The organism is Rhodococcus opacus B4, from assembly GCF_000010805.1.
GTDB lineage: Bacteria > Actinomycetota > Actinomycetes > Mycobacteriales > Mycobacteriaceae > Rhodococcus_F > Rhodococcus_F opacus_C.
Genome location: NC_012520.1, coordinates 51396 through 71671 on the forward strand (window position 1 = coordinate 51396; position 20276 = coordinate 71671).

20 protein-coding genes and 1 other annotated feature are annotated in these 20276 nt (G+C 63.7%); of the genes, 16 read left to right on the forward strand and 4 right to left on the reverse strand.

Annotation, left to right across the window (positions count from 1 at the left end; translation table 11 throughout):
- Nucleotides 1-1507 precede the first annotated feature (1507 nt).
- Together ROP_RS36185 and ROP_RS36190 are read left to right on the forward strand one after the other, a co-directional pair.
- Complete coding sequence (locus ROP_RS36185) at nt 1508-1840, forward strand: hypothetical protein (protein WP_012686767.1); 333 nt, start codon at nt 1508-1510, stop codon at nt 1838-1840.
- A gap of 121 nt (nt 1841-1961) precedes the next feature.
- Nucleotides 1962-2588 (forward strand): hypothetical protein, encoded by a 627-nt coding sequence (locus tag ROP_RS36190; RefSeq protein WP_012686768.1) that lies wholly within the window; start codon nt 1962-1964, stop codon nt 2586-2588.
- 751 nt (nt 2589-3339) lie between these two features.
- Here ROP_RS36190 and ROP_RS36195 read toward each other — a convergent pair.
- Nucleotides 3340-3636: an integrase core domain-containing protein gene (locus ROP_RS36195; protein WP_231869092.1), complete on the reverse strand. Its 297-nt coding sequence runs from the start codon at nt 3634-3636 to the stop codon at nt 3340-3342.
- A 96-nt stretch (nt 3637-3732) separates the two neighbouring features.
- Here ROP_RS36195 and ROP_RS36200 point away from each other — a divergent pair, with 96 nt between their 5' ends.
- Complete coding sequence (locus ROP_RS36200; protein ID WP_043827253.1) at nt 3733-5127, forward strand: IS30 family transposase; 1395 nt, start codon at nt 3733-3735, stop codon at nt 5125-5127.
- On the opposite strand, the gene ROP_RS45325 is transcribed toward ROP_RS36200, so the two are convergent.
- Nucleotides 5024-5755: an IS3 family transposase gene (locus ROP_RS45325; protein ID WP_012686770.1), complete on the reverse strand. Its 732-nt coding sequence runs from the start codon at nt 5753-5755 to the stop codon at nt 5024-5026. The two genes, ROP_RS36200 and ROP_RS45325, sit on opposite strands and share 104 nt — an antisense overlap.
- Nucleotides 5669-5797: a sequence feature (AL1L pseudoknot), on the reverse strand. Its footprint overlaps the gene before it by 87 nt.
- Complete coding sequence (locus ROP_RS36205; RefSeq protein WP_043827358.1) at nt 5758-6075, reverse strand: transposase; 318 nt, start codon at nt 6073-6075, stop codon at nt 5758-5760. Its footprint overlaps the feature before it by 40 nt.
- Nucleotides 6076-6642: 567 nt before the next feature.
- Between ROP_RS36205 and ROP_RS36210 the strand changes: the two genes are divergently transcribed.
- A complete protein-coding gene (locus ROP_RS36210) occupies nt 6643-7431 on the forward strand; it encodes an alpha/beta fold hydrolase (protein ID WP_012686771.1) in 789 nt (262 codons plus the stop codon).
- Nucleotide 7432: 1 nt separating this feature from the next.
- Here ROP_RS36210 and ROP_RS36215 read toward each other — a convergent pair whose 3' ends face one another.
- Nucleotides 7433-8215, reverse strand: a complete 783-nt coding sequence (locus tag ROP_RS36215) for a helix-turn-helix transcriptional regulator (RefSeq protein ID WP_012686772.1) — start codon at nt 8213-8215, stop codon at nt 7433-7435.
- An 805-nt stretch (nt 8216-9020) separates the two neighbouring features.
- On the opposite strand from ROP_RS36215, the gene ROP_RS36220 reads away from it, so the two are divergent.
- The 12 genes from ROP_RS36220 (at nt 9021) to ROP_RS36275 (ending at nt 20260) form a co-directional block, all read left to right on the forward strand.
- Entirely contained in the window at nt 9021-9728 is a 708-nt protein-coding gene (locus ROP_RS36220; RefSeq protein WP_007299976.1) for an SAF domain-containing protein, read from the forward strand.
- Between the two features lie 45 nt (nt 9729-9773).
- Complete coding sequence (locus ROP_RS36225; RefSeq protein ID WP_007299975.1) at nt 9774-10553, forward strand: hypothetical protein; 780 nt, start codon at nt 9774-9776, stop codon at nt 10551-10553.
- On the forward strand, nt 10550-12196 hold the full coding sequence (locus tag ROP_RS36230; RefSeq protein WP_007299974.1) for a CpaF family protein: 1647 nt from the start codon (nt 10550-10552) through the stop codon (nt 12194-12196). The genes ROP_RS36225 and ROP_RS36230 overlap by 4 nt, the downstream gene beginning before the upstream one ends.
- Entirely contained in the window at nt 12196-13071 is an 876-nt protein-coding gene (locus ROP_RS36235) for a type II secretion system F family protein (RefSeq protein ID WP_005560293.1), read from the forward strand. Before ROP_RS36230 ends, ROP_RS36235 begins: the two co-directional genes overlap by 1 nt.
- Nucleotides 13068-13967, forward strand: a complete 900-nt coding sequence (locus ROP_RS36240; protein WP_007299973.1) for a type II secretion system F family protein — start codon at nt 13068-13070, stop codon at nt 13965-13967. Before ROP_RS36235 ends, ROP_RS36240 begins: the two co-directional genes overlap by 4 nt.
- A 126-nt stretch (nt 13968-14093) precedes the next feature.
- A complete protein-coding gene (locus tag ROP_RS36245) occupies nt 14094-14351 on the forward strand; it encodes a hypothetical protein (protein WP_005560295.1) in 258 nt (85 codons plus the stop codon).
- 253 nt (nt 14352-14604) lie between these two features.
- The gene (locus tag ROP_RS36250) at nt 14605-14958 is read left to right on the forward strand and encodes a hypothetical protein (protein ID WP_231869093.1); all 354 of its coding nucleotides are present in this window, start codon (nt 14605-14607) and stop codon (nt 14956-14958) included.
- Nucleotides 14955-15407 (forward strand): TadE/TadG family type IV pilus assembly protein, encoded by a 453-nt coding sequence (locus ROP_RS36255; protein WP_007299971.1) that lies wholly within the window; start codon nt 14955-14957, stop codon nt 15405-15407. The genes ROP_RS36250 and ROP_RS36255 overlap by 4 nt, the downstream gene beginning before the upstream one ends.
- Nucleotides 15404-15865 carry a TadE/TadG family type IV pilus assembly protein gene (locus ROP_RS36260; RefSeq protein WP_007299970.1) on the forward strand — a complete coding sequence of 154 codons (462 nt, stop codon included), beginning with the start codon at nt 15404-15406 and terminating at the stop codon, nt 15863-15865. The genes ROP_RS36255 and ROP_RS36260 overlap by 4 nt, the downstream gene beginning before the upstream one ends.
- Complete coding sequence (locus tag ROP_RS36265; protein ID WP_007299969.1) at nt 15862-19053, forward strand: LysM peptidoglycan-binding domain-containing protein; 3192 nt, start codon at nt 15862-15864, stop codon at nt 19051-19053. The genes ROP_RS36260 and ROP_RS36265 overlap by 4 nt, the downstream gene beginning before the upstream one ends.
- The gene (locus ROP_RS36270) at nt 19050-19610 is read left to right on the forward strand and encodes a hypothetical protein (RefSeq protein ID WP_007299968.1); all 561 of its coding nucleotides are present in this window, start codon (nt 19050-19052) and stop codon (nt 19608-19610) included. The genes ROP_RS36265 and ROP_RS36270 overlap by 4 nt, the downstream gene beginning before the upstream one ends.
- An 11-nt stretch (nt 19611-19621) precedes the next feature.
- Entirely contained in the window at nt 19622-20260 is a 639-nt protein-coding gene (locus ROP_RS36275) for a hypothetical protein (RefSeq protein ID WP_007299967.1), read from the forward strand.
- Nucleotides 20261-20276 lie beyond the last annotated feature (16 nt).

Here is a 20276-nt window from a genome sequence, read left to right on the forward strand (position 1 = left end):
GCACGCTCGTCCGTATGCGCCGCTCAGCTAGCTAGACTGAATGCAGCCGGATTCCCCGCCCGGTCTGCTTTGCCCAGTCGCGACGACGGGTGGTTCCAGACATCGCGACAGTCGGGTTTAGGGGGACGTGACGGGCAGGCTTGGACACCTGCCCGTCGCGTCGATACATCTGTCGACACGGTTGATGTGCGCTACCACATCAACGCCCTGATGTGCGCCGGCATGACGACCGCTCTGATCGCTGACCTGGCCTCTGTGCCGGTCGCGACAATCCGGTCGCTGAGGAGCACTTCGACTCGCACGACCACCTCCGTCATCGCGGACGCGATCCTCTCGATCACTTTTCGCCCGAGCCGTGGGCGTGATCTGACCCCAGCAGTGGGGGCTCGCCGCCGACTGCGCGCACTCAACGCCATGGGCTACGGCGATTCGAGCCTCGCTCACCGGTTGAACGTCGAGGTCGACGTCGTCACTTCGATGCCGGAAAAAGGTCTCATCCCGAGCGAGCTGTGGGAAGCGGTCGACGAGATCTACGACGAGCTTTCCATGCGCCCCGGACCTGACGCCGACCTCCGTGAACAAGCACGCGCAGAAGGACTGGTGCCGCCTCTCGGATGGGACGACGACGAGATCGACAATCCGAAGGCGCGTAGTCACGAGCGCGAGCGGGCCACGGGAGCGGTCGCGGTCGACGAGGTCGTCATCGTTCGTCGCCTGAGCGGCGAACAAGTCCCCATGCGCAACTGCGAACGACGAGAAATCATTCGGATGGCCTACGAGCAGTGCTGGTCACCGAGCCTCCTCGCGGACAAGCTCGCCATCAAGTACGACTCGGCCGTGACGGAGCTGAGCCGGTACCGCCGAGCTCTCATCCAGACGGATGTCTCCGGTTCCGATGATCCCTCCACGGCGGAGACGCCGACCACGACCGACGCGCCTACGGGGGAGCGTGGAAAGGGCGAGACTGCCGCAGTCGCTGCCACGGCCGATCACGCAACCGATTTTGACTCTCCGCGAGAAGCAGCAGCTACGTCGGATGCCGCCGAGTCACAGTCGCCCGCCGGCTCCAGGGTGAACGCGCCGGCGCGGGCTTCCTCCAACCGAGTGAGTGCGATCAGGCGCCGCTGGACCGGCGCCTTCACGGCAAGCGCACAGTTCCACGATGCAACGATCGACTGTGCTCGTTCAGCGCCGGAAGGTGGGGTGCCAGGGAGCTGGCCGATAGCCCGGCGCTCGAAGCTATGGCGGCCGGCCTGCCGGTTGGGTTCAACGAGAGCCGTAGGTGCCGAGCAGAATTGGCCTGACTCAGATGAGCGATGGCGGCTGTCGTCGGGGTGGCCCTCTTCGCGTCAACGATGGCATCGCCTCGCCGAACAGGCATCGGCACCCCGACCCGGTCGACCAGGCAGGCCTTGTGCCAGTTCGCTGATACCTGTTGACGCCGGCGACCGTGTGAGGCATTGCTGTGCACTCCAGATCGCGACCCTTTTGAAGGAGACCAGACCCGATGGCCCTCATAGAAATCCCCGAGGACTTCCACGCGGCGTTCATTGCGGCCGCCCACGACGCGAACGATCACAACGACCTTGACCTCGCCATTGACGAGGACCGCACATACATCGCCCTCAGCAACCTCTGCCCCGGATTCGTCCCGGCTCTTCGGCTCATCACCCGCGGTGAGCATGAAGCCACGGTTGAAATCTGGTCCATCGTCGACCACCAACGAGACGACGGCAGCTGGGAGCGCACCGAGGGGGTTGATGCCACCACTGCGGTCGACCTCGCCGATCCAACCGACGCTGCCATGCGCGCCGTCGAGTGCTGGTTGACAACGCTCTGACCTCGGTGGGACTCGGTCGTGCACGCTCCGCAGTGCGGCGTTTGGCAATTACCACAACAGGTTTCAACCCTGCGCTTGATCCTCACGTCCCACTCGCGGGACACGGAGACGGGAAACGATCATGCATGAGTCATTTTCTTCCGCTCTCAACGAGATGTCGGTCGCCGATGCAGTGATGCAGCTGGCGTCCGGAACCGTTGAACTCGCGCTCGAAGACGCGCACGAGTTCGCTCGCTGGTGCTGGTTCGCCGACGTGCTCGACTCAGGCTGGGGCTTGACCGGCAGGCTCCCGGCCGCCGGCGATGATGTATTCCACGCACTTGAGCGCGTCGCCGGTATGTGCCGAACATCGGAAACGAAGGCGCTCAGCCCCGATGCGTGGCGCGCGGCGTACGAGGCCACGGAGAGATTGGCCCACAGCTCGGCCGTAACCAGTTCAGAGGCCACCTATCTGGCACTTTCGGCGGCGAACGACATCGCACTCGAATGCATCGACGAAACGCACCCCGAGTTCACAGTCGCGATAGCGCTGGCATTCGAGTCCCTCGCCGCCTGTGCGGCGGACTCCGCGGTAGCGCGATGCTGGATCGCCCGCGCTCTGACCGAATGGACGAACCGAACGCACCCAGTCGCGGGCGGCCCGCGAACGGGAGAAGCCCCACCGATCACGGACACTCGGCAGAACGCGTCGATACTCTCCGCAGGTTGTGGCGAGAGGGTCTTGTTGAGAGTGAGCGGCAACCTCTGAAAGGGGCACCGGCAACAGCGCTCCTTGAGACTCGCCTGGGTGCGGCATGTGCTGGTCCGGTTGTCTGGGTGGTCGGTGCCACCGGCTTTGGTGTTGCGGATGTGGTCTACCTCGGTGGCTGGTTGTCCGCATGTGGTGCAGGTTTTGTTGTCGCGTTCGAGGATGGTTCGGCGGAGTCTGCGCCATGCGGCGGTGCTGGTTCGGGGGTCGCCTGAGCCCCAGTTGTGTGTCATGCGTTGTCCTTCGGGTTGGGGCATCTCTCAGCCCTCGGGGAGTAACGGCGGTCACTCCGTCAGCGATAGTCAGGCAGGTCGGGAGGACCAGGAGACAGTCATGATCGGCAATGTGTTCGACATACCAGTGTTCGGTGACCCGATCTGGCCTCCGGGTGTTTGGTACGTCAACTTCGCCAACTGGTTTAACCAGCTCTGAGGGGCCATCATGAACACCCTGTGGCTGTGGCCCTGGAACATCGTTGAAATCGGTACCAGACTGCTGTTCAGCCAGATCGGTGGTGGTTCGTAATGTTCGGGCTACTTACTGATATGGCCGATTGGTTCAGCCTGCACGTCTTGACGCCGACTCAGCACCTATGGCAGCCATTGTTGCAAGCATGGATGGACTGGCGGTACTGACATGATCGGCAACCTGCCTGACTACAACTGGTTCTATCCAGGTCTCGGTGGAATCAGCGTGTTCATGTTCTGGTTCTTCGACGACGTGAATCGCCCCGGGTTCTACGGAGGCTCGGCTATCTGGTTCCGGCCTCAGCGAGGACCGGTGTCTCACGGTAGTCGGCCGCCGTGTGATTCGACCAGTAGGCGGTCTCGTACTCTGCGGGTGGGACGTGGTCGATCTCGCCGTGCAAGCGGCGGTGATTGAACCAGTCGATGTACTCGGCGACCGCCCACTCGACGTCTCCAAGGCCTCGCCAGCCCCCGTGCGGGCGCATCACGGGATTGCGAATGCACTCGGCCTTGAACAACGAGTTGAACGCCTCCGCCATCGCGTTGTCATACGAATCTCCCTTGGAACCAACAGAAGACACTGCGTCACACTCGTCGAGGCGCTCGGTGTATCGCACCGCTCGATACTGACCAGGCTCAACCGGTGGAAGCAACACCTCGATAACGGAGGTGTGGGAATGGGACGACCACCCGGGTGGGCAGCAGCGTTGACGGGGCGTGCGGTGATGCGGTCACCGGGACGGCCTCCGATACGCCGAGATCTAGAGCGGGCATTCTGGACGCGGATCGCCGAGGGTCTCACGAGCGACGACGCAGCGACCACATGCGGCGTGTCGGGGCCGGTGGGGACACGGTGGTTCCGCCAGGCTGGTGGGATGCCACCGATCGAGTTGACCCCGGTCTCGGGGAGGTACCTGTCGTTCACCGAGCGTGAGGATATCGCGCTGCTGCGAGCCAAGGGTATGAGTATGCGCGACATCGCTGACCGGATCGGACGGTCACCGTCGACGATCTCGCGGGAGTTGCGGCGGAACGCCGCCACCCGCAATGGCAAGCTCACATACCGAGCGTCGACCGCACAGTGGAAGGCCGACCTCGCCGCGAGGCGCCCAAAACCAGCGAAGCTCGCCGAACACGATCGGCTACGAGAATATGTGCAGGACAAACTGTCTGGTGTGATTCGTGCCGACGATGGAACCGTGGTGTCCGGTCCGGATGCCGCTTGGATTGGCCGAAACAAGCCTCGGCGCGGTGATCGTCGGTGGGCGACGGCGTGGAGTCCGGAGCAGATCTCGAATCGCCTACCGATCGACTATCCGGAGGACCCGACGATGCGCATTTCACCTGAGGCGATCTACCAATCGCTCTACATCGAGGGTCGCGGCGGCCTGGAGCGGGAGCTCGTCGCGTGCTTGCGCACCGGCCGGGCGCTGCGAAAGCCTCGTGCGCGAGCACGGAAGCAGCGCACCGGATTTATCACCGAGGAGGTGACCATCAGCGCCCGTCCGGAGGAGGTCGAGAGCCGGAAGACGCCGGGGCATTGGGAGGGCGACCTCATCATCGGTCTGACCCGGTCCGCGATCGGCACGCTCGTCGAGCGCACCAGCAGATACACGACTCTACTACACCTGCCGCGACTGAAGGGCTATGGAACAGCGGCGATGGTGAAGAACGGGCCGGCGCTGTCCGGATATGGTTCGGAGTCCGTTCGTGATGCTCTGGCCGCGACGCTGTCACCGCTGCCCGAGCATCTACGCAGATCCGTGACGTGGGATCGCGGAAAGGAACTCGCGCGTCATGCCGAGCTGACGGCATCTACGGGTATCCGTGTCTACTTCTGTGATCCGTACAGTCCATGGCAGCGCGGAACGAATGAGAACACCAATGGGCTGCTGCGACAATATTTTCCGAAGGGAACTGATCTGTCCCGATACAAGTTCCGTGAGCTTCAGGCGGTCGCCGATGCGCTCAACAACCGCCCCCGAAAAGTGCACGGTTGGAGAACTCCAGCGGAAGTGTTTGCCGAACAGGTACACTCGTCCTCACGGCACGGTGTTGCGACGACCGGTTGAATCCGCCCTGCACGCCGCGGTCGCTATGGTGAATCAATCCGGCGACGTCCTGGCCGACCCGTCGGCGAGCCCACAACCCCATATCCAAGGCGTCGAGGGCCAGGTCGGTACGCATCGACGTCGAAACCTGCCAACCGACGATCATCCGGGAGAACACGTCGAGGATGAACGCGGCGTACACCCACCCCGAATGAGTGCGAATGTAGGTCAGGTCCGCCACCCACAACGTGTTGGGCGCGTCGGCGACGAACTGCCGCTGGACCCGATCCGCCGGCCGCGGAGTCTCGGCCCCGTCAGCGTGCGTGGTCTTCCGCCCTTTCAACCGTAATATTCCCCGTAACCCATCGGCTTTCATCAATCGTTCCACGGTGCACCGGGCCACTGACATCCCTTCTCGTTTCAGACTGGCGTGCACTTTGCGGGCCCCGTACACCCCGAGATTGTCGGCATGAACACCCCGGATCCGGGACAGAACCTCGCGGTCACGCACCGCACGTGCCGATTCGGTTCGCTGGGGGCTCAGGTGAGCTCGGACCGTGGACGGAGCGATCTGGGCGGCCGTACCGCGCAAGACCGCGCAGATCGGATCGACTCCGTGTTCGTCGCGGTGAGCAGCGACGAACTCCACGATCAGCGCTGTGGGCGGTCGATCTCCGCCGCAAAGAAAGCCGAGGCCTGCTTGAGGATCGTGTTCGCCCGCCGCAGCTCGCGATTCTCCCGTTCCAACTGGGCAATCCGTTCGGCATCACTGGTAGTGGTGCCCGGGCGCACGCCGCCGTCGACCTCGGCCTGCTTGACCCAGGTCCTGAGCGCCTCGGGATGCACACCGAGCTGATCGGCGATCCGCTTGAGCGCTCCCGGCCGCGTCGCCGGATCCTGGCGGGCCTCGACCGCCATCCTCGTTGCTCGTTCCTTCAGCTCAACGCTGTACTTCCGTGGTGCTGCCATGCTCTCCATCCTTCACAGGTTTGAGAGCCTCCGACAGACCCGGGGCGATTCAACGTGTGGAACCCGCTATGACCGGCAACTTTCCTGACTTGTTCTACATGATGGGGCTATTCCTTACGTGGAAGCGTGGAACAACTTCGCCCTCTGGTTCAATCAGTTCTAGGAGAAATCATGATCGGCATCGTGTTCGATCTTCCAGGGTTCTTTGACGTCGGTGACTATTGGACACGCACCGTTCAATGGAACATGTTCGCCCAGTGGTGGAATCAGTTTTGACCCGTCGAGCGGGCACCACCTCGCTTGGAAGTGATGCCCGCCCACGTCGTGGCGCTGCTAACCGGCTCTGCTCGGAAAGGTGAGCGTCGTGGTCAGTGCATGGTTCCGTCCGGTGTCCGGTGACTTTGACGCCCTGTCAGTTGGTCTGTGGTCAGTCCTCGTTAGCGACCTTGTACGGGTTCACGTGCACGTCAGGGACGAACCCCTCAGCCTCGCTCATTCGTCCTGAGCGGCCCGGTGTGATCGACGCATCCGACCCGGGGATAGTCACCTCACCCTAGGATCGGCTACGTGCCGACAGTGACAACGCCCGACGCCGACATTTTTTACACCGACAGTGGGGGAGAGGGGCCCGTACTTTTACTCGGGCACGGGTTCTTCATGGACTCATCCATGTTCACGCCCCAGGTTCGCGATCTATCTCCGGACCTCCGGGTTGTGAGTTGGGATGCGCGCCGCCACGGAAAGACCACCGATGCGGGTATGCCGTTCACATACTGGGACCTCGCACGCGACGCCCTCGCCGTCCTCGACGACCTCGGCGTCGAGAAGGCAATCATCGGGGGCATGTCCCAGGGCGGCTATACCGCGCTGCGCACAGCACTTCTCGCACCGGGGCGTACGAGGGCTCTGATCTTGCTCGACACGGAAGCCTCAGCCTGTACTCCTGAGCAGAAGTCCGGATACCGCGTCCTGTTCGATCAGTGGTGCAGCACAGAGCCATTCGAACCGCTCACCAGCGCACTTGCCCCCCAACTGATCGGTGGAGAACCTGCGGATTGGACGTCGTGGATCAGCAAATGGAACAGCGGAGATCGCATGGCTGTCCGACCAGCCGCAGAGTGCCTTATCGAACGCGACGACATCGTGGACCGACTCTCCGACATTGACGTTCCGGCATTGATCATCCGTGGGGAAAATGACCTGTCAGCGCCCGCAGAGAAGGCCGACGAGCTCAAAGCAGGTCTTCCCGGTGCTGCGCCAGTTGTCACGATCCCGGTTGCTGGCCATGCCGCAAACTGGACACACCCAGAGCCGGTCAACGCGGCGATCACTGCGTTCGTCAAGGCGCTCCGCTAGTTCAGGAGGCGGGGAGGCGCACTCCGAGGTACATCTGCAGCGGATACTTGCCCCGCATCTCCGCGTGGACCTGCACGTGCACGCTATAGTGCTCACCAGTCTCGGCGTCGCGGAGGTGCATGAACGGCTGGTGCCGGCCAAACCGGACTTCTTCGCGTAACCACAGTTCGCGGAAGAGAGGGAACTCGCTCAACTCTTCGAGGGTTTCCACCGCCCAGTCGGGGTTGTAGTAGCGACCCATCAACGCTCGGAACCAGCTGACGGTCAAGGCGGCTTCCGCCTCCCACTCCACCATGACCGTCATTGATGCCGGAGTCGAGAAGAACCAGCGCAACACGTTTCCCTCGTCGACCAGTCCAGGGAACGCCTTGTCGTACGCCGAGTTACAGTCGATGACATTCCAGCGTTCGTCGAGGTACGCCACCAGGTGCGGGTTCAGCGCCGCGATGGCGGTCTCCATGTCCGGTGTAATCAGTGTCCGATAGTCGGCGATCGTCCACGGTGTCGTGATGTCCTCACGCTCGGTCTGGGTCCGCCGTGCCAGATTGAAAAGGTGCCGACGTTCTGCATCATCGAGACACAGTGCGTTGGCGGTGGCGTCGAGAACCGGTGGAGAAGGACTCGCGTCCTTAACGTTTCCTTCCAGCCGCGCGATGTAGCTGACACTCAAATAGTTCTCTTCGCCCAGTTGGGCCCGAGTCATACCATCCGGGTGCTTCGGCGTTGCCCGGGTGCGCCGAGCACGAATGAAATCACCGAGACTCGGCGGACTGATCGAGTCCATTGGTTGGCCTTTCCGATAGCGAATACAGCGGCACTACCCTACTCCCGGGGAATGTCAAGCCTTGTAGGTAACACTCTTGAGTGTTACCCCCCTGCTGGACAACGCAGTTCCCGACCTGATGGAATGTTTTCCCAGAAGACTCACAGCTGCGTGGCAGGCAGACGAGTGCGGGTCGACAGTCGCGCCGAGGGGGAGGGCCCAGGCGGGTTGCGGAGGGGAAAGCGTTTATGCCACGTGCAGCACAATGGGGTTCACGTGTGCGATCGACGGGGACGGTGCTCGGCGTTCGGCTACTCGTGCTCGACGTGGCACGGCACGGATCGCTAGGCGTGCTGAGGCGATGGTCGAGCCAAGCAGAGACGCCTAAAACGGTCCGCAGGCATGTTTACTATGACCATTTCAAACCCGACTGCCTATATAGGGCAATAGAAGTAGTCGGACAACGGCATGCCGCGCAGTTTGCCCAACGCCGGATAGTCGGAACCGTCGTCTCCGGCACCCGAGGTCGGGATATCGCCGGACACACAGGTTTTCATGCACATACCGGCGAAAACGTAGCGGCGTGCACAACTGCCATGGCGAGCAACACGGTCGCCGCCCCACCGAAATCCGCCACGCAACGCAGCTGGTTCACGCGCCCAGCGGCGCCCTCACACGCACCGGACCAGTCGCACCGGATGGCGTCACCAGTCCGTTGGAGCTTTGCAGGTGACGTGGTCGCAGCGAACGTGTCCAGGTACCTCTCTACTGTTCGCCATACGAAAGTCTCCGATACGTCCACACGTCCACTGTGAAGGACCACCACATGGCATCCCTGCTGACCAAGAAAATCGACAAGCTCCGCTCGTCCGGGGATGACCTGCCCCCGGCTCACAACGAAGCAGATCAGGACGACCCACCCGATCTGAATACCCGCGCGCGCGTCCGACGACGCCCCATCTACCTGGCAATCGGTGTCGCACTCGTCGTGGTGGCAGTGATCGGCATGCTCACCGCGGTCAACGCGATGCGCGCAACCACCGATGTGCTCGTCCTGACGAACGAAGTGCAGCAAGGCGAGACCATCGAGTCCAAGGACTTGGCCGCCAAATCGGTCAACGTCGATGCCGATCTCGGTGCGCTGCCCGCCAGCGAACGCGGCCGCGTCGTAGGAATGAGTGCCAGCACCCGGTTGCCGGCCGGCACCGTCCTGCTCCCGTCCGCGATCACCGATCAGGTTGTCCCCGGGGAAGGCCTCACGATGGTCGGCATCACGGTGAGCTACAGCCACCTCCCCTCCGAGCCGATCGTCCCCGGCGACATGGTCCGTGTCGTGGACACACCACGCGACCAGGACGACCCGCCCGTACAGGGCCCGATCAACACGAAGGCGCAGGTGTACTCCACCAAAGAGATCCCCGAAGCCGGCGAGACAACGCTCAACCTGCTCGTGCCCGAGGCAGAGGCCAACTGGGTCGCCGCCCGCGGCGCAACCAAGCGTGTCGCGATCGTCCTCGACAACCGAGTGCGGTGATCGGCGATGTTTCTCGCACTAACATCCGCCTCACGCTCACCCGGTGTGAGCACCACGGCGCTCGCCCTGGCCCTGAACTCACCGACCGACCGGACTCTGCTCGTAGAAGCGGATGCCATCGGGTCCTCGCCGGTCCTGGCCGGATACATGCTCGGAAACCACTATCACGATCGTTCCTTGATCAATCTCGTCGACGCGAATCGTCACGGGCGCCTCAAGGCTGCTCTGGCCGAGCAACTCATCCAGATCCCGGAATCGTCGGTGTCATTGCTCCCGGGGCTGGTCCACTCCGCCCAGGCAGATGCGATGCGGCCCGTGTGGGGACCGTTGGGTGTCCACCTGGCCGGATTGAGCGTCGACGACACCAACGTGATCGTCGACGCCGGCCGGATCGGGCAACGCGGCGCTCCAGTCGAACTGATCGTCAACGCGACAACGATCGCAATCGTCACCCGCACTGAGCGAACGGCAATCGCAGCGTTACGCGCCTCGCAGAACGCCCTGCGACAGCAGCTCTCCGCGGTGCAATCACGGGCAAGTCTGGGGCTGATCCTGATCGGTGAGTCCCCCTACAACGCAGAAGAAGTCACGAAAGTCACCGGACTTGACGTCATCGCAGTCCTGCCCGACTCCGATGACGCCAAGGTCTTCTCGGACGGGTTGTCCATCAGCAAATGGCGCCGTCGCCGCTCGATCTACCTGCACACCCTCCACCGCAGTACCTGGCCGAAGATCACCAAATTCGCGGTGAGCCATCAGGCGGACTGGAAGTCCGGTCCCACGCTCAATGCGGCGCTGCCGACACTGACAGGAGAACGTCGATGAACTCCGACGACGCGACTCAGCCTCCGCAGAACAAGATCACGGAACTTCCCTTCTTCTCAGCCCCGATCCCGGACGCCGACCTCGCAGGTGGGGGCCGCAGTTCCATATCGGAAATCACGCTCCCCGACACCGATCCGTTGCGATCGCTTCGCCTACACGAACTGCCACCGGCCAGCACCAAAGGGCACAGCGGCACTGCGCGACGGTCCGTGCCGCCGGCCGCGAAGGTCAAGGTCGATCGCGCCCTGGTCCGCGCTCTGCAGAAAGAAGCTGCGGAACTGTTGCGTGACTACCGGTCAGCGCGTGACCGCGAGCGCCACGACCCGAAGAACGCCGGCAAATACTTCGCCCCGTTCACCGAGGAGGAAGAACGCGAGTTCGGCCGTGAGACGATCACCGGCCTGGTCAAGAACCACGTCCAGAAGACCATCAACTCCGGCGGCGAAGCCTTCACAATCGTCGAAGAAGAAGCCCTGATCAAGGCCATCTTCGACGCGCAGTTCAACCTGGGCCCGCTGCAGGAACTCGTCGAAGAGCCGCACGTCACCGACATCTTCCTCAACGGCGCGGCCGTCTACGTCAAGTTCCCCGACGGACACTATGAACACCGCGACCCAGTGGTCGACACCCCCGAGGAACTCCTCGAGTGGATGGGACTGCTGGCCTCACGCGCCGACAACGGCGGCCGGCCATTCTCCCGGCTCAATCCGTCACTGCGTCTGACAATGCGCGGAGGCCACCGACTGTCGGTCATGGGCTACTCGGTCAAACGACCCTCGGTGGCAATCCGCATCCACCGCCTCAAGAACATCGCCCTCGATCAGCTCGCCATCGAACATCGGATGATGCCGATCGAGCTCGCGACCATCCTCTCGTGCGCGGTCCGCGGCGGTGCCTCGGTGGTCACCGGCGGCGGAATGGGCTTCGGAAAAACGACCTTCACGCGTGCACTGGCCAATGCGCTTCCTCTGCAGACGCGAATCGGAATCGCGGAAACCGAACGAGAACTCTTCATCGACGAACTGCCAGGCCGCGAGGATTTCGTGGTCGACGCCGAGACAATCCTCGGCGGCGGAGAACGCGGTGCAGACGGCGAGCTCGCCGGCAGCTACACCCTCTCGGACATCCTGTACGAGTTCGTGCGACAGCAGCTCGACTACATGATCGTCGGTGAGGTCGCCGGTCACGAGATCCTCGCTCTTCTCAAGGCACTGCAGACGGCCAGAGGAGGGCTATCCACGACCCACGCGTACACCGCTCGCGGTGTCGTCGACCGTCTGGTGAACCTGGCGACCGAACCCCCGATGAACGCGACGGTCGACTACGTCGAACGCCAGCTCGCAGAGCACATCGACCTGATCGTCCAACTCGGCACGAAGGTCCGCGTCGATGGCGAAGGGTCGCGCACCTCGGTCCGCTACGTCGACGAAGTCGTCTACGTCGAGCCCGGCGACGACAAGAAGCCGTCCTTCTCCACGATCTACCGGGGATACTCGGACGGCACAGGAGAATTCGGATCCATTCCACAACCTCTGCTCCGCAAGCTGCTCGCCGGCGGATTCAAGCGAATCCACCTCCCCAGCGACAGCCTCCGCCACTTCGACGAAGAACGCGACCTCTACGACGATGAAGAGGTGGCGTGATGTATCAGCAAATCGGCATCTTCCTGGTACTGCTGCTGTGCGCCGGGGTCGCCTGCATCGTCATGGGATGGAAAGACCGCCGCGATCCCACCGCGCCCACGCGTCAGCGCCGGCGCCGCAGCTCGTCGAAGATCCCGCGTAGCACCCAGATCCTGCTCGTCGTCGGCTTCGCCGCCGGCATCGTCGTGTCGTCCCTCTCGGGTTGGCTCTTCACCCTCTTTCTGGTCCCGGCGCTGCTGGTCGGCTTGCCGTACCTGCTCGGCCGTCCCGAAGCAGAACAGCAGATCAGTCGGCTGGCGGCCATGGATGAGTGGGCCCGCAACCTGTCCAGCAGCATGAAGGCTGGTTCGGGAATCGAGCACACCATCATCTCCACTCCGATCCCGGAGGCGCTACGTGAGGAGATCACCGCGTTCATCAGCCGCCTGCGCAACAACGTCCCTCCGGTGGATGCGATCACACGTTTCGCTTCGGACCTCAACGACAGTGTCGGCGACAAGATCTGCGGCGCCTTGCTACTGAGCATGCAACTGCGGGGCGTTGGACTTGCAGCCGTGCTCGAAGGCCTCGCCGAAGACGTCGGTGACATGGTCGCGCGCCGACGCCGCACCGAGGCCGACCGCAAATCCAGCCGTACACAGGCGAAATGGGTCACCATCATCGCGATCACAACACTCGCGGCAGCGTTCCTGTTCACCAACTTCATGGAACCGTACAAGTCGGGCGGAATGCAGATCGTGCTACTGATCCTGCTGACCCTGTTCGCGGCCGACCTGTACTGGATGAAGCAGGCCACCAAACCGCCGACCTACCCCCGCTTTATCGGCACCAATGATCGCGTCAACCGCACCGACCTCGTAGGAGCGCAGCGATGAGCATTCAGATGACGGTCATCCTCTACACGAGCGTCGGAACAATCGGCATCTACCTGGTCGCCCTCTACTTCATGCGCGCACAACCCGCACTCAGCGATGCCATGTCGCGCCTGTCCGGACCGGCCCCGGAGCGCACGTCGACAGCCGGAACCTCCCTGATCGACGGGATGGCGAACAAACTCGGCATCCGGGTCCACCCCTACCTGCAGGACAGCAAATTCTTCACGCTCCCCAACGCCGATCTCGCCCTGCTGCACCGAGATCCCGCCCACGTACTCGGGGAGAAGCTCGTCGCAGCACTGCTCGGACTGCTCATCTTCCCCTTCCTCAACCTCGTTCTGACTGCATTCGGGGTCGGCCTGGGATGGTCCATCCCGGCCATCCTGTCGATTGCGACCGCCTTCCTGCTCTTCCTCATCCCCGACATCGAGATCCGACGCCGGGCAACCGCGGCACGAGCGGAATTCGCGCAGGCGCTGAGCTCCTACATCGATCTCGTCGCGCTGTGCCGACGCGGTGGCATCGGCACCACCCAGAGCCTCGAGCGCGCTGCGCAGGTGGGAGATTCATGGGTGTTCCTGCGCCTCGACGAGGAACTGTACGAAGCCGGGCGCTCCGGCGAAGCCCCGTGGAATGCCCTGACACGCGTCTCCCATGAGCTCGGCCTGACCGAGCTGGGCGACCTGGCCGACATCATGAACATGACCGGAGACAAAGGCGCATCCGTCTACGCATCACTGCGGGCAAAGGCCGCGGGCCTGCGATCCGCTCAGGCCAGCGCAGAACAGGGTGCGGCAGCGGAGGCCACCGAAAAGCTGGCTATGCCGCTGGCCGGACTTGCCGGCTTGTTCATCATGCTGCTGCTCATCCCGGCACTGACCATCATCACCGGCTAGTCCGATTCGATGGCGCGCAGCCAGCGCCGCGAAAGGAGCGAGACGCCCAGACCACCGAGCCTGGCCGGTCACGATCATCCAGTCCAGCTCACCTGCTACACATCGACCAAACACAAGGAGCCCACCATGAGCATCACCACCGTCGCTACCGCCACCCGGCGCACCGCCCGCGAGGCCGTGACCTCCTACATCACCCTCACGATGATGTTCGTCGCCGCACTGGCAGGCACCCTCCTCCACCGCGCCGGCGGCAAAGACTCAGACCGCGGACCCTCCACCCTCGAGTACGTCTTCCTCGCCGTCCTGGTTGTCGGCGCCGCCGCCGCAGCCGGTGCGATCGTCGTCCGCAAGATCATGTCCCGCGCAAACGCAATCCCCGACTGAAATCAGACAGCGCTGCATCGATTGGAGAGACGGTGAGTACGTGACATACCTCGTGAGGGTCTTCCAGGCCGCTGCGATGGTGGCAGTCGCTGCGGTGCTTGTGCAGCTCGGAATCGATTCCTGGCCGTGGCCGTATATCCCTATTCCGTCCTGAAAAGCCAGCCGTCCAACAACTATCGGAAAGCAGACCATGGTCACACTGGAACAGTTGATCGACCGATGGCGCCGCGATGACCGAGGCCCGGCGACGCTCGTGACGGTCATCGCGATGGTCGCATTCCTTCTGATCTTTTCGGTCCTGCTGCAAACCGCTCTGTTCTTCCACGGCCGTGACGTCGCCAACAGCTGCGCCGAAAAGGCACTGAAGAACACGAGATCCCAGTACGGCAACCAAGCGCTCGGAACAGCTGCCGCTTATGCCTGCATCGCCCAGGCAGGAACCGGTGACCTGCAGATCCCGGTTGTCCTCGTCAGCAAGAACATCCGCGAAACAACCGTCAACATCACCGGAAAAGCCCCTTCCCTCGTCCCGGGTCTCGAATTCCCCATCGTCGTCAACCACACCAAACCGACTGAACGCGTCACCAACCCGGGAGGAATCGGATGAGAGGCACCCGATGGATATCCCGCGCCCGCCGAGATGACCGGGGCGACGTCACGATCGAGCTGTGCCTCGCAACCGTCATCCTGATCTTGCTCCTGGGCTGGATGTATGCGTACGGCGTCAACCGACAGGCGCACCAGAAGGTTGAACACGCCGCCACCGAGGGTGCCCGTGCAGCCTCACTCGCCCGCACCATCGCCACGGCCACCCCGCTGGCGTACCAAGCAGCGGCCGGCAGCATGGACGGACAAGGCCTCAAGTGCGCCACCATGAACGTCAACGCCGATACCAGCGGATTCCGCACCAGACCTGGTGTCCCCGCCACGGTCGAGGTCACAGTGACCTGCCAGGTCTCCTTCGACGCACTTGGATGGCCCGGAGTCAATGGTGCCCGCACCGTCACCGCTACCGCAATCTCGCCGATCGATACCTACCGGGAGCGCACCCGATGACCAACGCCCTGCGTAAGCGACTCGCCTCCCGACTGCCGGCGGAGCACCGCGACAAGGGTGCCGTCACCCTGATGACGGTGGTCTTCGCCCCTGTCCTGATCTTCTTCGTCTGGGGACTGATCGTCGACGGTGGCGGCATGCTCACCGCCGACCAGCGAGCCGACAACGTCGCCGAGGATGCTGCCCGAGCAGCCGGTCAGCAGATCATCGGATCGGTGAGCGCCCGCGGCATCGGCACGGTCGTCGACCCGGTCCGCGCGACCGCAGCCGCCAAGAGATACCTGTTCGAGGCCGGCGTCGACGGTGACGTGATCCCCACCGGCCCGCGCACCCTCCTGATCACGACCCGCATCGTCTACAACTCGAAACTTCTGCCATACCCCAGAACGAAACTGCTCATCGGTACGGCCGCTGTGAATCTCAACCGCACCAACGCCGGGGAGGTGTACATTCTGTGAGCGCAAACGCCGCGCGGTCACGCCTTGCCGGACTCGGCTACCTCCTGATCCTGGTGATGCTTGTCGCCGGGATCCCGGCCGCGCTCTGGGCGCTGCGCGGCAATCCGCTCGACATACCGTGGTCGGATTTCGAAGGTTTGCTCGCGAGTCCAGATGACGGCAGTCTTCTCATCGCCCTTCTTCCCCTTGTTGGCTGGGCTGCTTGGGCCACCTTCACCGTACCGATTCTGCTCGAACTCGCGGCGACACTGCGTGGCGTCAAAACGCCGAAGCTGCGCCTTCTTCGCTCACAACAGCGGACGGCGACGTTCCTCGTCAGCGGCGCCCTCTTGCTCCTGACCGCCGGAACCGCCACCGCCGCACCCGTCCTGACCCAGCCTGCGGACGTGGGAAGCACGTCTCCGTACGCGCCGCACTCGCAGCAGGAAGATCCGAGCGCGTTACCGCAGACGCAGGTGGATCCGCGGGCTACCCGGGTGGCGGTACAACCGGCGGGGCCGACAGTGACGACCGTGCGGGGAGACACCCTGTGGGGATTAGCCCAGCAGCATCTCGGAGAGGGCCGCCGCTACGCCGAGATCCTGGACCTCAACCGGACTGCTGTCCCCGAGCCAGGGTTTCTGGCCGAAGGGTTGACCCTGCAGCTGCCCGCATCCCAGCTCGAGGTGGTACGCGGCGCCTATACGGTCAAGCAGGGCGACACCCTGTGGGATATCGCCGAGCGAGAGCTCGGCGATCCTTTGCGTTTCAAGGAGATCACGACTCCCGACGGCACCCCGGCTGGCGAGCTGATCACGGTCGGCCAGCAATTGATCATGCCCACCGCCGCCTCCGCGGCGGCTGACGCTACGCCGGCGCCGGCCTTGGTGCCGCCGGCTGATGCTGTTCCGGCTCCGGCTCCGGCTCCCGCTCCGGCTCCGGAAGCTGTTCCGGCTCCCGCTCCCGCTCCGGAAGCTGTTCCGGCTCCCGCTCCGGCTCCCGCTCCGGCTCCCGCTCCGGCGCCCGCGCCTGTGGATGTCGCCCCCAACTGGCAACTCGACCCCGTCGAGCCTCAAATGCCTGCCGACCTCGTCACCAATGACGCGCCGGCAGAGACCGATACCGAGGACGGCTCATCCGACGTCGTGTTCATCGGTCTCGGAATCTCAGCGGTTGCTGCAGCTGGACTCACCGGGCACCTCGCTCTTCGTCGCCGCAAGCAACAACATCGCCGCCGCCGCGGCGAGCGCATCGCCCTTCCCGCCGAAACCGCGATCCAGGCGGAGCAAGCACTCACGGCCGCCGCTGATCCGCTCACCACCACCCATGTCGACATCGCATTGCGGCACCTCGCGCACCACTGCAGGTCCACGGGTATCGCTCTGCCGGGCCTGCTGGCGGTCTTCGTCGGTGACAACGACATCGACCTCGGACTCGTCGAACAGGTCTCACTCCCCGCGCCTTGGACACAGATCGACGACACCACCTGGTCAGTAGATCCGAGAGCGTTTCCGCGCGGCGTTCCCGAGGCCGAGATCAGTCCGTACCCGGCGCTGACGGCAGTCGGAACCAGCGACGACGGTCGCGACCTCTTGCTCAACCTCGAACAGATCGGCCACCTCGCCATCAGCGGCACCCCGACTGCAACAGCCGGGGTGCTGCGTGCGCTCGCCGTCGAGCTCGCAGTCTCGCCCATCGCCGACAGCCTCCACCTCAACCTCGTCGGATACTGCGCCGACCTGCCGGAGGCAATCGACAACGGCCGCATCACCCACTCCGAGGACGCCGACACGGTACTGACGACACTCGCCAATCACGTCAAACTCGACTCCGAAATCCTCGCGGACAACGACTTCGAGTCAATCGCGCAGGCACGCACGTCGTACACCACCAGCGAGCTGACCGCACCCGAGATCGTTCTGATCGCCGATCCGGTGACCGAGGCACAGGCCGGGCTACTCGCCGGCATCGCACGGCACGCACCCCGAATCGCGTTCGCCGCAGTGACCACCGAGAGCGCACATACCAACGCCAAATGGACCCTCGAGGTCGACGACAACGGCTCGGCCGTCCTTGCTCGTCCAGGAATCGCGTCGGCCGGCATCACAGTGACCACCCTCGATGAGGAGAGCTACGCGTCTGTCCTAGACCTACTGACCACCACCTCACGCGAACCTCGCGTTGCCCACAAGGGCGATAACCTTGACATTCGATGGGAAGCAGCCCGTCTCGACAACGACATCTCGACCGACGAGTTCATCACCAGCTCCGATCCCGCAACCTTCAGCGTGGTCGGGAACGAGGACCTCGACCATGCCGTCGACCGACCAGAGCCGTCCGATTCGGATGAGGTCACCGCAGAAGGCGAGCTGCCGGAGGCGGATCACATCTGGATCAGGCTGCTCGGCGTACCCGCCGTCACACCCCCGTCACCAGGGCCGGCCGAAGGCCGAGAGAAGAGCCTGACCGAAATCGCCGCGCTTCTCATCACCACTGATGGCGGAGTCCTCGCCGCGGACATCGACAGCAAAATCTGGCCCCATGACGTCGAAGCCGCCAGAACCGGCACAGCCGAGCAGGAGAAAGAAGCGAAGGCCCGGCTCCGCCGGCGCCGCAACGAAGCGCTCTCTCGCCTGCGTAAGTGGCTCGGTGACACCGAGACCGGTGAACCCGCCCTCATCAAGTCCGGAGATCGAACCGGTCGGACCCCGCAACGGCTCCACGACGCCGTCACGACCGACTGGGACTACTGGGAGGAACTCGTCAATTCCCATCCCGCTGACGTCGACATCGCCCGGCTATCCGCAGCACTAGCTCTGGTCACCGGTCAACCTTTCAGTAGCGATGACCCCACCGCCTACGGGTGGGCCGACCACACCAAGCAGGACATGATCTCCGCCGTTACCGACGTCGCCGAGGAGCTCGCCACCCGCTACATCCGCGGCCAACAAGTTCCCCAGGACCTCGCGGCTGCACACGCCGCCGCGGAGACGGGCCTCGAGGTCGACATAGTCCACGAAGGGTGCTGGCGTGCGGCGATCATCGCCACCCACTTTTCGGGTGACACCGAGATCACCCAAAGGTTGATCGATCGCATGATCACCGAGCTCGACGCCCTTGAAGAAGAGCCCGAACACGAAACCAAGATGCTCTTGAGTCAGCTCGACTCCACCTACGGGAGCCACTACCGGATCGGAGCAGCATCATGACGCGCCGCATCGCCGCACTGGCGACACTCACTGCTGCGATGTGCCTGACAGCCAGCTGCAGCATCCTGACCCCAGAACCGGTCATCCTCGAAACCAACGCCGGACCCACGTTCACCGGGCCGCCCGGCTCCGGAAAGTCCCCCGAGCAACAGGCCGGTGAAGCCGCACTGGTGAAGGTCAACGAGTACTACACGGTGCTCGCGCGTCTGAGTGCCGATCCCGCCGCCAACCCCGCAGATCTCGACAATGTCGCGGCCGGCAACTTCCTTCAATCGACGAAGCGGGACATCACCGCGCATCGCATCGAGGCGGACGCAGGCGAGGTCAAGGTTCTCAAGAACACCATCACCCGCCACAACATCCCGATCGACGAAAACGGCATCCCTACGCCCGGCACCGCGACCATCGAGATGGACGTCTGCCTCGCCCGCGCTACCGACGTTCTCGAGCTCGGGAAGCCGATCCTGACGAACGCCGCTTGGCCCGACCCAGCAGGATGGAGAGTCACAGCCGACTACACACTGCCCGGTACGCCCTGCAATGCCGGACTTTTCTAGGAGATACGACTATGGCACACACCACCATCCGCCGAACCGCCGTCGCTGCCTTGGCTGCGACGGCCCTATTGGTCGGCGTGACCGCCTGCTCCGACACCGACGCGGCGGATCCGGCGGTAGAGCTCACTGTCACCGGTGACCCGGCGTTCGAGGGTCCCGACGGGGCGGACACGTCGAACAAGACTCCTGACGAGTTGGCACGGGAACAGGCGCTTGCGAAGGTCAATGACTTTTACGCTGTCGTGGGCAAGCTTGATGGCGATGCCGCTGCGCCGATTGAGCAGCTCGACACCGTTGCCGGTGGTCCCGTGCTGGATAGCTGGCGGGGAGATATCACCCTGCGTCGATCGCAGAACGTGGTCGGAGCGGGCGACGTCAAGGTTGTCGATGCGAAGATCACCGACGCCGGCATACCTGTAGGCGACGACGGCAAGGCTATCTCCGGGCCCGCCTGGGTCCACGTGCGCGCCTGCACCGACATCTCCGGTATGACCTGGACGAAGTCAGACGGTAGTCCCGCCTACGACGTCAACCGGCCGCAGTTTGTGCTCGCCCAGTTGACCGTCCGGAATGCGGATTGGCCCGATGCAAACGGCTGGCGAGTCACCAGCGATGCAGCTGCCCGATACGCGCCGTGTGATGCACCATAACCAAGGAGAACACATG